The organism is Pseudomonas sp. SWRI154 (genome assembly GCF_014268645.1).
In the GTDB taxonomy this organism is placed as follows: Bacteria; Pseudomonadota; Gammaproteobacteria; order Pseudomonadales; family Pseudomonadaceae; genus Aquipseudomonas; species Aquipseudomonas marvdashtae.
In genome coordinates this window covers 1-12,868 of record NZ_JABWQW010000043.1, presented here as the reverse complement: position 1 = coordinate 12,868, position 12,868 = coordinate 1, and the positions used below count along the sequence as shown (strand labels likewise).

At 61.3% G+C, this 12,868-nt stretch carries 11 protein-coding genes and 4 tRNA genes; 2 read left to right on the top strand and 13 right to left on the bottom strand.

Annotated elements, in window-relative coordinates; all coding sequences use genetic code 11:
• Positions 1-49: 49 nt before the first annotated feature.
• Genes leuB through leuC form a run of 4 tightly spaced genes read right to left on the bottom strand, consistent with a single transcriptional unit; the run spans position 50 to position 4,077 of the window.
• Positions 50-1,132 (bottom strand): 3-isopropylmalate dehydrogenase, encoded by a 1,083-nt coding sequence (leuB, locus tag HU806_RS25290; protein ID WP_063320312.1) that lies wholly within the window; start codon positions 1,130-1,132, stop codon positions 50-52.
• Between the two features lie 54 nt (positions 1,133-1,186).
• Positions 1,187-1,951, bottom strand: coding sequence for a class I SAM-dependent methyltransferase (locus HU806_RS25285; RefSeq protein ID WP_186615493.1), 765 nt, complete (start codon positions 1,949-1,951; stop codon positions 1,187-1,189).
• A 51-nt stretch (positions 1,952-2,002) separates the two neighbouring features.
• On the bottom strand, positions 2,003-2,647 hold the full coding sequence (gene leuD / locus HU806_RS25280) for a 3-isopropylmalate dehydratase small subunit (RefSeq protein ID WP_030142033.1): 645 nt from the start codon (positions 2,645-2,647) through the stop codon (positions 2,003-2,005).
• Between the two features lie 11 nt (positions 2,648-2,658).
• Positions 2,659-4,077 (bottom strand): 3-isopropylmalate dehydratase large subunit, encoded by a 1,419-nt coding sequence (gene leuC / locus HU806_RS25275; RefSeq protein WP_003203866.1) that lies wholly within the window; start codon positions 4,075-4,077, stop codon positions 2,659-2,661.
• Between the two features lie 156 nt (positions 4,078-4,233).
• Here leuC and HU806_RS25270 point away from each other — a divergent pair, with 156 nt between their 5' ends.
• Together HU806_RS25270 and HU806_RS25265 are read left to right on the top strand one after the other, a co-directional pair.
• Positions 4,234-5,124 carry a LysR family transcriptional regulator gene (locus HU806_RS25270; RefSeq protein WP_186615491.1) on the top strand — a complete coding sequence of 297 codons (891 nt, stop codon included), beginning with the start codon at positions 4,234-4,236 and terminating at the stop codon, positions 5,122-5,124.
• A gap of 66 nt (positions 5,125-5,190) precedes the next feature.
• The gene (locus HU806_RS25265) at positions 5,191-8,469 is read left to right on the top strand and encodes a PAS domain S-box protein (protein WP_186615489.1); all 3,279 of its coding nucleotides are present in this window, start codon (positions 5,191-5,193) and stop codon (positions 8,467-8,469) included.
• A 233-nt stretch (positions 8,470-8,702) separates the two neighbouring features.
• On the opposite strand, the gene HU806_RS25260 is transcribed toward HU806_RS25265, so the two are convergent.
• The 9 genes from HU806_RS25260 to HU806_RS25220 all read right to left on the bottom strand — a co-directional run bounded on the left by HU806_RS25260 (position 8,703) and on the right by HU806_RS25220 (position 12,868).
• Complete coding sequence (locus tag HU806_RS25260; RefSeq protein ID WP_186615487.1) at positions 8,703-9,155, bottom strand: Hsp20 family protein; 453 nt, start codon at positions 9,153-9,155, stop codon at positions 8,703-8,705.
• A 120-nt stretch (positions 9,156-9,275) separates the two neighbouring features.
• Complete coding sequence (locus HU806_RS25255) at positions 9,276-10,235, bottom strand: tRNA dihydrouridine synthase (protein ID WP_186615485.1); 960 nt, start codon at positions 10,233-10,235, stop codon at positions 9,276-9,278.
• A 64-nt stretch (positions 10,236-10,299) separates the two neighbouring features.
• Positions 10,300-10,734, bottom strand: a complete 435-nt coding sequence (locus HU806_RS25250) for an acyl-CoA thioesterase (RefSeq protein ID WP_186615484.1) — start codon at positions 10,732-10,734, stop codon at positions 10,300-10,302.
• A 43-nt stretch (positions 10,735-10,777) separates the two neighbouring features.
• Positions 10,778-11,611: an alpha/beta fold hydrolase gene (locus HU806_RS25245; RefSeq protein WP_186615482.1), complete on the bottom strand. Its 834-nt coding sequence runs from the start codon at positions 11,609-11,611 to the stop codon at positions 10,778-10,780.
• Between the two features lie 27 nt (positions 11,612-11,638).
• Complete coding sequence (locus HU806_RS25240) at positions 11,639-12,178, bottom strand: TetR/AcrR family transcriptional regulator (protein ID WP_186615480.1); 540 nt, start codon at positions 12,176-12,178, stop codon at positions 11,639-11,641.
• 179 nt (positions 12,179-12,357) lie between these two features.
• Positions 12,358-12,433: transfer RNA gene (locus HU806_RS25235), tRNA-Glu, on the bottom strand.
• Positions 12,434-12,509: 76 nt separating this feature from the next.
• Positions 12,510-12,585, bottom strand: a tRNA-Ala gene (locus tag HU806_RS25230).
• 52 nt (positions 12,586-12,637) lie between these two features.
• A tRNA-Glu gene (locus tag HU806_RS25225) sits at positions 12,638-12,713 on the bottom strand.
• 79 nt (positions 12,714-12,792) lie between these two features.
• Positions 12,793-12,868 (bottom strand) — tRNA-Ala (locus HU806_RS25220).

Below are 12,868 nucleotides of genomic sequence, written 5' to 3'. Positions count from 1 at the left end.
CTACACCTATACAAAAGTGGGCCACCGTCGAAGCGGTGGGCCCGAAAGATTACAGATTCCGCAGCGCGGCGACTACTGCATCGCCCATTTGCTGCGTACCGACTTTGGTACAACCTTGCGACCAGATATCACCGGTGCGCAAGCCTTGGTCCAGGACCACGCTGACAGCTTTTTCGATCGCGTCGGCGGCATCGTTCAAGTTGAAGCTGTAACGCAGCATCATCGACACCGACAGGATGGTCGCCAATGGGTTGGCAATGCCCTGCCCGGCGATGTCCGGCGCCGAACCGTGGCAAGGCTCGTACATGCCCTTGTTGTTGGCGTCCAGGGAGGCCGACGGCAGCATGCCGATGGAGCCGGTGAGCATCGACGCTTCGTCGGACAGGATGTCGCCGAACATGTTGTCGGTGACGATCACATCGAACTGCTTCGGTGCGCGTACCAGTTGCATGGCGGCGTTGTCGACGTACATGTGGCTCAGCTCGATGTCCGGATAATCCTTGGCCACCTGCTCGACCACTTCGCGCCACAGTTGGCTGGAAGCCAGCACGTTAGCCTTGTCCACGGAGCAGAGCTTCTTGCCACGCACGCGGGCCATGTCGAAGCCAACCCGAGCGATGCGGCGGATTTCGCTTTCGCTGTACGGCAGCGTGTCATAGGCCTGGCGCTCGCCATTCTCCAACTCACGAGTGCCGCGCGGGGCGCCGAAGTAGATACCGCCGGTCAGCTCACGGACGATGAGGATGTCCAGCCCCGAGACGATTTCAGGCTTCAGGCTGGAGGCATCGGCCAGTTGTGGGTAAAGGATCGCCGGGCGCAAATTGCCGAACAGGCCCAGTTGCGCGCGAATCTTCAGCAGGCCGCGCTCAGGGCGGATGTCACGTTCGATCTTGTCCCATTTCGGGCCGCCCACGGCACCCAGCAGCACGGCATCGGCAGCACGGGCACGGTCCAGGGTTTCGTCGGCCAGCGGCACGCCGTGCTTGTCGATGGCCGCGCCGCCGATCACGTCGTGGCTGAGCTCGAAGCCCAAGCCGTACTTGTCGTTCGCCAGCTCCAGGACCTTGACCGCCTCGGCCATGATTTCCGGGCCAATGCCATCACCTGGGAGAATCAGAATCTGCTTGCTCATGCTTTCCTCATTTGCTCTGTCGGAACACGCCTCTGGGCATGGCCGGGAAAAATGTTATCGCTCGGCCCACAGCACCAGTACATCCGTACTGAACGAACCATCGGCCTCAATCTGAAAATATTCACGCACTTCATCGCCCATCGAGCGCTGCAACTCAAGAATCGCCGCTCGCATCACGTCCGGGGTGCGCATGCGCTCGACCCACGATTGGTACTCCAGGCGCAAGCGCTGACGAGAGGTGCTCCGGGTGTGCAGCCCCGCCTCGCTGACCTGGCGCAACCACTCGGCGGCCGAATAGTCGCGCACATGGCTGGTGTCGCGCAGCACTTCGACGCTTTGCAAGTAGGTATCGAACAGCGGCGTGCCCGGCGACAGGATGTCGATGAACGCCATCACCCCACCCGGCTTGAGCACCCGGCGAACTTCGCGCAGCGCCAGGCCCAGGTCGCTCCAATGATGCGCCGAATAGCGGCTGAAGACGAAATCGAACTCGCCGTCGGCAAACGGCAGGCGCTCGGCGGCGCCACGTACCGTGCTGATATTGCCCAGGCCACGCTCCGCTGCCGCCGTGGCGACTACGTCGAGCATTTGCTGGGACAAATCATAAGCCACCACTTCACTGGCCAGCGGCGCGACGTGGAAACTCACATGGCCAGCGCCGCAGCCCAGATCCAGCACGCGGGCATCGCCGCGACCGGCCAACGCCGCCTGTAGCAGTGCGAATTCGGCACCCTGGGCGTGCACGGCACTGCTCAGATAGGCCGAGGCCTGTTCACCGAATTGCTTTTGTACAACCTGACTGTGGGCGGCGCTGGTCATGGAATGTCCTTATGGTTTCGTGTCGCTGGCGTCTCTACTCGTTACGCAAAATCAAGCATCGCGAAACAACCAAGGCTGGCTCGCCCGATGCTTGGCCTCGAACGCGGCAATCGCCTCGCCGTCCTGCAAGGTCAGGCCGATGTCATCCAGGCCGTTGAGCAGGCAGTGCTTGCGGAACGCGTCGATCTCGAAACCCAGCACCTTGCCGTCGGGACGGGTCACGGTCTGGGCGGCCAAGTCGATCTGCAATTGATAGCCGGGGTTGGCCTCGACCTGCTGGAACAGCTCATCCACCTCAGCATCGCTGAGGATGATCGGCAGCAAGCCGTTCTTGAAGCTGTTGTTGAAGAAGATGTCGGCGTAGCTCGGCGCGATGATGCTGCGGAAACCGTACTCTTCCAGGGCCCATGGCGCGTGCTCGCGGCTCGAACCGCAGCCGAAGTTCTCCCGGGCCAACAACACGCTGGCGCCCTGGTACCGCTCGGCGTTGAGCACGAAATCCTTGTTCAACGGACGCTTGGAGTTGTCCTGGTACGGCTGGCCGACATCCAGGTAGCGCCATTCATCGAACAGGTTCGGGCCGAAGCCGGTACGCTTGATGGACTTCAAGAACTGCTTGGGAATGATCTGGTCGGTGTCGACGTTGGCACGATCCAAAGGCGCGACAAGACCGGTGTGCTGGGTAAAAGCTTTCATGCTGCGCTCCTTCAGATCAATTCGCGGACATCGACAAAACGGCCGTTGACAGCAGCGGCGGCGGCCATCGCCGGGCTCACCAGGTGCGTGCGGCCACCGGCGCCTTGACGGCCTTCGAAGTTTCGGTTGGACGTCGAGGCGCAATGCTCGCCCGATTCCAGGCGATCCGGGTTCATCGCCAAGCACATGGAGCACCCTGGCTCGCGCCATTCGAAACCGGCCTCGAGGAAAATCTTGTCCAACCCTTCCGCTTCGGCCTGGGCTTTCACCAGGCCTGAGCCCGGCACCACGATGGCCTGCTTGATGGTCGAGGCGACCTTGCGGCCCTTGGCGATCACCGCAGCGGCGCGCAAGTCTTCGATACGCGAGTTGGTGCAGGAGCCGATGAACACGCGGTCGAGCTGAATGTCGGTGATCGCCTGGTTGGCGCTCAGGCCCATGTATTTCAAGGCGCGGACAATGGAGTCGCGCTTGACCAGGTCCATTTCCTTGGCCGGATCCGGCACGTTCTGGTCCACCGCCAAGACCATTTCCGGGGAAGTGCCCCAGCTGACTTGCGGCTTGATCTGCGTTGCGTCGAGTTCGACCACCGTGTCGAACTTGGCATCGGCATCGGAGACCAGGTCTTTCCAGGCTTCGACCGCCATGTCCCATTCGGCGCCTTTTGGCGAGAACGGACGACCCTTGACGTATTCCACGGTTTTTTCATCGGCGGCCACCAGGCCGACGCGGGCACCGGCCTCGATGGACATGTTGCAGATGGTCATGCGGCCTTCCACCGACAAGTCACGGATCGCGCTGCCGGCGAACTCGATGGCGTGGCCGTTGCCCCCGGCGGTGCCGATCTTGCCAATCACGGCCAGGACGATGTCCTTGGCGGTCACGCCGAACGGCAGCTTGCCCTCGACGCGCACCAGCATGTTTTTCATCTTCTTGGCGACCAGGCACTGAGTGGCGAGCACATGCTCGACCTCAGAGGTGCCAATGCCATGGGCCAAAGCGCCGAACGCACCGTGAGTCGAGGTGTGCGAGTCGCCGCAAACCACGGTCATGCCCGGCAAGGTCGCGCCCTGCTCCGGGCCGATCACATGGACGATGCCCTGGCGCACGTCGTTCATCTTGAATTCGACAATGCCGTATTCGTCGCAGTTATCGTCGAGGGTCTGGACCTGCAGGCGTGAGACCTGGTCGGCAATGGCCTCGATGCCGCCCTTGCGCTCCGGGGTGGTCGGTACGTTGTGGTCCGGGGTGGCGATGTTGGCATCGATACGCCAAGGCTTGCGCCCGGCCAGGCGCAGACCTTCGAAGGCTTGCGGCGAGGTCACTTCGTGGATGATGTGACGGTCGATGTAGATCAGCGCCGAGCCATCGTCGCGCTGCTTGACCAAATGCGAATCCCAGAGCTTGTCGTAGAGCGTTTTGCCGGCCATCAGACGGTTTCCTCATCAGCTTGTTTCTATGCCCCGGGCCTCGAACGAATCAATAACCCCTTGGCTTGTGAGGCTGATGGTAAGAGGGTACATTAAATAACTCAAATTCATAATTTTCATGCTTTGCATAACCAACTGGAATTCGACCCAACCGCCATGGACCTTGCCAACCTCAATGCCTTTATTGCCATCGCCGAAACCGGCAGTTTCTCCGGCGCCGGCGAGCGCCTGCACCTGACCCAGCCGGCCATCAGCAAGCGCATCGCCGGGCTGGAACAGCAACTCAAGGTGCGCCTGTTTGACCGGCTGGGCCGGGAAGTCGGCCTGACCGAAGCCGGGCGGGCCCTGCTGCCACGGGCCTATCAGATCCTCAACGTACTGGACGACACCCGCCGTGCCCTGACCAACCTGACCGGCGAAGTGACAGGGCGCCTGACGCTCGCCACCAGCCACCACATCGGCTTGCATCGACTGCCGCCGCTGTTAAGGGAATTCACCCGACGTTACCCACAGGTGGCATTGGATATTCAGTTCCTGGATTCAGAAGTGGCCTACGAGGAAATCCTCCATGGCCGGGCGGAACTGGCAGTCATTACCCTGGCCCCCGAGCCCCATTCACTGGTGCGAGCCACACCGGTGTGGGACGACCCGCTGGATTTCGTGGTGGCGCCGGAACATGCATTGCTGGACAACGGCGCGGTGAGCCTGGCGGACATCGCCCTGCATCCGGCGGTTTTTCCAGGCGGCAACACCTTCACCCATCACATTGTGCGACGGCTGTTCGAGGCCCAGGGGCTGACGCCGAACATCGCCATGAGCACGAATTACTTGGAAACCATAAAAATGATGGTCTCCATCGGCCTGGCCTGGAGCGTTTTGCCGCGCACCATGCTCGATGAACAGGTGGCGCGCGTGCCTTTACCGGGCATACAGCTCAGTCGCCAGCTAGGCTATATCTTGCACACCGAAAGGACGCTGTCGAACGCTGCGCGGGCTTTCATGGCTCTATTGGATGCACAAGTCGATCTGCCACGGACACCGGCATAAGTTGTGCTACTCCTATAGGGCCATTACGCCTGCGCTTAACCCCCATCTGCCAAGGCCCGCTAGAGAATGCCCAAACCCGCCGACCACCTCCCGCCCCTGCCGCGCATCCAGGCACTCGACCCGAAGCGGTCCGAGCAAAGCTGGGACAGCGCGCCACAGTTGCTGGCCGCCCTGAACGGTGCGCGCCTGGGTGCCTGGTCGTGGGACATCGACACCGGGCAGATCAGTTGGTCGCGAGGCACCCAGGCGCTGTTCGGCTTCGATCCGCGCCAGCCGTTACCAGCGGACGTTGACTACCTCGACCTGCTACTGCCGGAAGACCGAGCCAGGGCCATGCGTGCTTTTCACGCGGCGGTGGCCGGCGCGCCACTGGAACAGGCGATGCACCACCGCATCGTCTGGCCCGATGGCAGCCTGCATTGGCTGGAAATCAACGGCAGCGTGTTGCCGGACAAGCATGGCCGCCCGCGCATGATCGGGGTGATTCGCGAAATCACCCACCAGCGCGAACGGGAACAGGCATTGCGCAGCTCGGAAAAGCGCTTCGCCACGCTTTTTCACCTGTGCCCTAACATGGTCTTGCTGACCCGCCAGGAGGACGGGCTCATCAGCGAGGCCAACCAGTATTTCGAAAGCCTGTTCGGCTGGCCGGTGCATGCTGTGATTGGCCGTACCACCCTCGAATTGGGCTTGTGGGTCGACCCTTCGCAGCGGGCGAAGCTGGTTGAGGCGACCAAGGCCAAAGGCGAACTGATCAGCATGGAAGTGGAATTCCGTGCCAGCAACGGCCAGGTCCACAACGGCATTCTCAGCGCGCAGAAAGTCGAGCTGGAAGGCCAACCGTACCTGCTGAGCACGTTCCTCGACACCACCGAACGCAAACTCGCCGAACAGGCCCTGAAGGACAGCCAGGACCGCCTCGACCTGGCCCTCGACTCGGCGCAACTGGGCACCTGGGATTGGCACATTCCCAGCGGCATGCTCTACGGCTCGGCCCGGGCCGCGCAACTTCACGGCCTGGAGCCCAAGGCTTTTCACGAATCGTTCGACGCGTTTTTCGAAGGCGTGCCCACCGAGGAACGCAACAACATGCGCAACGCCTACCGCAGCCTGCGCGAAGGCCCGGCGGGCAACTATCAATTGACCTATCGCGTGCAGTTGCCGGACGGCAGCTCGCGTTATCTGGAGAGCCGCGCCCGCCTCTATCGCAACGACGACGGCAGCCCCTTGCGCATGGCCGGCACGTTGCTTGACATCACTGACCAGGTAGAGCGCGAGCAGAGCCTGGCGGCATCGGAGGAAAAGTTCGCCACTCTGTTTCAGGTCAGCCCCGACCCGATTTGCGTCACCCACCAGGATGACGGCAGGTTCCTCGAGGTCAATTCCAGCTTCACCCAGACCTTCGGTTGGGCAGCCAGCGACGTGCTCGGTCGCAGCGCCGACGAGATCGGCCTGTGGGACGCCTCGGGCAGCAGCCTGCAACGCATCGAGCGGGTGATCCGCGAGCAATCGCTGAGCAACGTCGCCATGGTGGTCTATCACAAAAATGGCCAGCCGTTGACCTGCGTCATTTCCAGCCGACAGATCCACGTCGGCAACCAGCCCTGCATAGTCACTACACTGCGCGACATCACCCAGCAGCAACGCTCCGAAGCGGCGCTAAAGGCCAGCGAGGAGAAGTTCGCCAAGGCGTTCCATTCCAGCCCTGACGCCATCACCATTACCGAACTCGAAAGCGGCCGCTACCTGGAGGTCAACGACGGCTTCTGCCGCCTGACCGGCTACCGCGCCGACGAGGTGATTGGCCGCACGGTCTACGAGGTCGGCATCTGGGCCGAAGAGAAACAGCGAACGGCGCTGCTGGCCGAATTGCAGCTCAAGGGCCGCGTCGTGCATCAGGAAATGCTTGGACGCAACAAACGCGGAGAAACCCTCACCGTCGAAGTGTCGGTGGAGCCCATCACGCTCAACGAGACCGCCTGCCTGTTGCTGACCGCCCGGGACGTAAGCCTGCTGCGCAACGCCGAAGCGCAGATCCGCCACCTGGCCTACCACGATCCGCTGACCAATCTGCCCAACCGGGCGCTGCTGCTGGATCGGTTGAGCCAGCAGATCGCCTTGCTCAAGCGCCATAACCTGCGCGGGGCTTTGCTGTTCCTCGACCTGGACCACTTCAAGCACATCAACGACTCCCTCGGTCATCCGGTCGGCGACACGGTGCTGAAAATCATCACTGCGCGCCTCGAAGCCAGTGTCCGCCTCGAAGACACCGTAGCGCGACTGGGCGGTGATGAATTCGTGGTACTGCTCAGCGGCCTGGAAGGCACGCGCGGCGCGGTCACGCAACAGGTCCAGACCCTCGCCGACACCTTGCGTGAATTGCTCTCGGAACCGATGTTCCTCGACGGCCAACGGCTGCAAGTGACCCCGAGCATCGGCATGGCGTTGATTCCGGACCACGGCTCCACGCCTACCGACCTGCTCAAGCGCGCCGACATAGCCCTGTACCGCGCCAAGGATTCGGGACGCAACACCTCGCAGATGTTCCACGCCACCATGCAAAAAGCCGCCAGCGAACGGCTGCGCATGGAAACCGATTTGCGCCAGGCCCTGGCCCGTAACGAATTCAGCGTGCATTTCCAACCCCAGGTCGATGCCCGCGACAACCGCATCATCGGCGCCGAAGCCTTGGTGCGCTGGCATCACCCGGACCTGGGCGCGCAGTCGCCCAATGAGTTCATCAAGGTATTAGAAGACAGCGGCCTGATCCTGGAAGTCGGCACCTGGATCCTCGACGAGGCCTGCGATGGCTTCAAGCAACTGATCGCCAAGGGCAAGGTTGACCCGCAACGGTTCAAGCTGTGCGTGAACATCAGTCCACGGCAGTTCCGCCAGAGCGATTTTGTCGAGCGCATCGAGAACTGCCTCGCCAGCCACGGCCTGCCCTACGCCATGCTGAAACTGGAAATCACGGAAGGCATCGTGATCCAGAACCTGGACGACACCATCGGCAAGATGCGCCGCCTCAAGAAAATCGGCGTGAGCTTCGCCATGGACGATTTCGGCACCGGTTATTCATCGCTGACCTATCTCAAGCGGCTGCCGGTGGACACGCTGAAAATCGACCAGTCCTTTGTACGCGATGCCACCAGCGACCCCAACGACGCCGAAATAATCCGCGCCATCGTCGCCATGGCCCGCAGCCTGAACCTGGAAATGATCGCCGAAGGGGTGGAGACGCTGGACCAATTGCAGTTTTTGCAGGGGCTTGAATGCCATTTGTACCAGGGTTACTTGCACAGCCGGCCGTTGCCGCTGGAGGCGTTTGAGCGGTTGTTGCCGTAGGTGTTGTGGCTTGGGTAGCTTTTGTGGCGAGGGAGCTTGCTCCCGCTGGGCTGCGCAGCGGCCCCAAAAAATAAAATGTTCGAACAAGACCAACCTGACACACCGAGGTGACTGGTTTCAGGGCTGCTTCACGCAACCCAGCGGGAGCAAGCTCCCTCGCCACAATTAATCCTTCACTGCTTGCGAAAAACAAAGAAGAGCGCCATTCGGCGCCCTTCTTCAACTGCAATGCATCAATTCTCCAGTGCAGGTTTCTGCTGCGCACCGTTGATTGGAATGCGCTTGGCCTTGGCCTCTTCCGGTACCACGCGCAACAGGTCGATGCTCAACAGACCGTTGCTCAGGCCCGCGGACTTGATCTCGATATGATCCGCCAACCGGAAGGACAGCTTGAACGCACGCTGGGCGATGCCCTGGTGCAGATAGGTCACGCTGTCGTTGCTGGCCTCGCGCTTGCCGCCGCTGATGGTCAGCACACCTTTTTCCACTTGCAGGTCGAGATCTTCTTCGCGGAACCCGGCGGCGGCGACTACGATACGGTATTCGTCATCGCCATGTTTTTCCACGTTGTAGGGTGGATAGCTGCTGCCCGGTTCGTTACGCAGCGCGGTTTCGAACAGGTCGTTGAAACGGTCGAAGCCCACCGAGGAACGGAACAGAGGGGCCAGGGAAAATGCAGTACTCATGATTCAAATCTCCTGAAAAGTTCAGCAAGTTTTTTTGTCTCCGCGACCCGAATTCGGCATCGCGTAACCCTTATCTAGGGACCGCCAAAAACTTTTCAAGAGCTTTTTCTGAAATTTTTTTCAGGCCGCTTCGGTGCGTTTCACACCCAGCAAATGCCCTACTGCGTCTAGATCGGTTTCCCGGCGCAGGGCGGTAAATAGCTCAACCGCCTCGGGGTAATTACGGGTCAGCATCGCCAGCCATTGCTTCAATCGACCAGGCGCCTGGCGTGGCGTCAGTTGCTCGACCACTTGCAACCAGAAGTCTTGGAGCATCGGCTGCAGCTCGGCCCAGGACATCTGCGTCACTTGCTCACCGGCCCGGGCAGCGGCGATCTGCCGGGCCAGGTCGGGACGGGAAACGAGGCCGCGTCCGAGCATGATGTCTTCGACGCCGCTGATTTCGCGGCAACGGCGCCAATCCTCGACGCTCCAGATATCACCATTGGCGAACACCGGCACCTTGACCACTTCCTGGACGCGCGGAATCCACTCCCAATGCGCCGGTGGCTTGTAGCCGTCGGTCTTGGTCCGCGCATGCACGACGATGTGTGCCGCACCACCTTCGGCCAGCGCCGTGGCGCAGACCAGCGCGCCGTCAGGGCTGTCGAAACCCAGGCGCATCTTGGCGGTGACGGGGATATGTCTGGGGACGGCACGACGTACATGCTCGACGATTTGGTTGAGCAGTTCCGGCTCCTTGAGCAGCACCGCGCCGCCTCGGGATTTATTCACTGTCTTGGCCGGACAGCCAAAATTCAAGTCGATCACCTCAGAGCCCAGCTCGCAGGCCAGCGCGGCATTTTCCGCCAGGCACACCGGATCGGAACCCAGCAACTGCAGCCGCAGCGGTACGCCTGCCGCCGTTCGAGCGCCGGTCAACAATTCCGGGGCGAGCTTATGAAAGTAAGCCGGTGTGAGCAGACGGTCGTTGATACGGATGAACTCGGTGACGCACCAATCGATACCGCCAACACGGGTCAGGACGTCCCGCAGGATGTTGTCGACCAACCCCTCCATGGGCGCCAGGGCAATTTGCATGGAAAACACACTCAACGAAAAAACGTGCGGCAGTTTAGCGGATTTCGCTTACCAAATCGGCAATTCAACAAGCGATAAGCGCGGGGCCATAGCCTTCGATGAACTCCGGCGGCATGCGCTTGGGGCGGCCGGTGGAGAGTTCGATGCAGACAAACGTAGTCTGGGCGCGCAACAACGTCGCGTTATCACTGGGGCGAACCAGCTGGAAATGCCGAGACATTTTCAGGCGCTGGTCCCAATCGACGATCCAGGTCGCCAACTGCAACTCGTCGCCCTCGTAGGCCGCCGCCAGATAATCGATTTCATGCCGCACCACCGCCATGGCCCGGTCCAGCCGCCGGTATTCCACCAGATCCAGGCCCAGGCGCTGGGAATGCCGCCAGGCGCAGCGTTCCAGCCAGGTGACGTACACCGCGTTATTGGCGTGGCCCAGCCCATCGATGTCCTCGGCACTCACTTGAAGATCAATGATGAACGGCGTTGCCCGATCCCAGCCCATGCCCGTCTCCTGTCAAAATGGATCGGGGCAGTGTAACGGAAGCTCAGGCCGATTGCCGCGCCTGCAGGCTGCGTCCAGCCAACAGTGATAACACACCATCAATGACACGGGGATCGGCCAGCACTCGCTGATGCCCACCTTGGGACAAGCGCAGCAAGCGACTGTCGAACCAGGCTTCATGGATCAATTGCGACTCCTTGACCGAGACTGAGTTGTCGTCTTCGGCGTGGACGATCAGCCCTGGAATATCCAGCTGGTATTGCGCGACATCCATCTTCGACGCCTGCATGCCCACGTCCTGTTCAACCTGGCGAATGAAGGCTGAACGTGCCCGAGGCGGCAGGCCCATCATCCGCGCGAATCCACGCAGGACACCAAGAATACGTGCCGGCGCGGCGATGCTGACCAGCGTCTCGGTACGCAAGCCCAGCTGCACTGCAAGCATGGCACTGGCACCGCCCATGGAATGGCCGATTACCGCCTGCAATGGCGGCAGCTCGGCGGCGGCTTCGAGCATCGCCCTGGCGAACAGCAGGACATTGGCCTCGCGCCCAGGCGAACGCCCATGGGCCGGTCCATCCAGCGCCACCACGGTGTAACCGGCGTCTACCAGCGCGGTAATCAGCGCCGCGAATTGAGTGGGCCGCCCTTCCCAACCGTGCATCAGCAGGACAGCCGGGCCTTTGCCCCAGCGCAAGGCGGACAGCCCGAAGCGCAAGGTGATGCGCTCGGACGTGGCCAGTAAGGGTAATTCCCAATCCCGCGGCGGCAGGTTGCGGGGATGCATGAACACCTTGCGCATTTTCTTCGCAACCAGGCTCGGTGCTATCCGGCCTAGTGTGCCATTGACGCCACGAATCCAGCTCAACCTGTCCATGCTCATCTCCAGGGCTTGCGCCTTAGCTCAGCGCACCGCCGACTTGGCGGCGCGTAGCAAACGATCCGATAACTCGCCCGGGCCCAGCGCCCGGGCCAGGGCCAGGCCGCCGACCATCAAGGCGATGTCGGACAAGGCTTTGTCGGCGTCTTCCGGGCTGGCGGCCAATTGCGCGACCATCAGCTCGATGTGTTCATTGAGGACTTCACGAAACGCATCCGGCAGCCGCCCGAGCTCGCCGACCGACGCCGGGATCGGGCACGCTTGCTCGGTGGAATCGCGGTGCTTGCGCGACAGGTAGAACGCTGCAACCAACGCGCGCAGCTCCTCGCCGGTCAGCTCGCCATCCATATCGGCGATCAAGCCACGGCGGCGGCTGAGCAATTGCTTGAACGCCTCCAGCATCAGGGCATCCTTGCTTTCGAAATGGGCATAGAAACCGCCCACCGTCAGCCCCGCCGCGCCCATCACCTCGCCCACGCTCGGCTCGGCCGGCCCGCGCTGGATCAGCGCATCGCTGGCGGCCTTGAGAATGCGTTCACGGGTTTGTGCCTTTTTATCGTTCATCGTTGCCTCCGAATATTACGATTGAAATATTATTCCCATAATAAATTTCTGCAAGCGAAATCTTCAACCGCTGGTCAGACATATTCATTGAGGATGGGAGATTGGCTGAACGCCAGACAAACAAAAGGGCCATTCAAGAATTGAATGACCCTTATAAAATCCCGCAAAGCGGGCAATCGTGGCGTCCCCTAGGGGACTCGAACCCCTGTTACCGCCGTGAAAGGGCGGTGTCCTAGGCCACTAGACGAAGGGGACACAAACCTTCTGAACATGATCAGCGCTGAGGACTGACCGCTTCAAGGCCGATGTGGCCAGACCTTGAAGTGTAAATTGGTGGAGCTAGACGGGATCGAACCGTCGACCTCTTGCATGCCATGCAAGCGCTCTCCCAGCTGAGCTATAGCCCCGGATTTTCGCCTCGCGGCGGAGCGACATCCTGCAACATCGCTTCTGTAAAACTGGCGTCCCCTAGGGGACTCGAACCCCTGTTACCGCCGTGAAAGGGCGGTGTCCTAGGCCACTAGACGAAGGGGACGCAAACCCTTCTATACAACTGATCAACGCTGAGTGTTGATCGCTTCAAGGCCGGTGTGGCCAGGCCTTGAAGTGTAAATTGGTGGAGCTAGACGGGATCGAACCGTCGACCTCTTGCATGCCATGCAAGCGCTCTCCCAGCTGAGCTATAGCCCC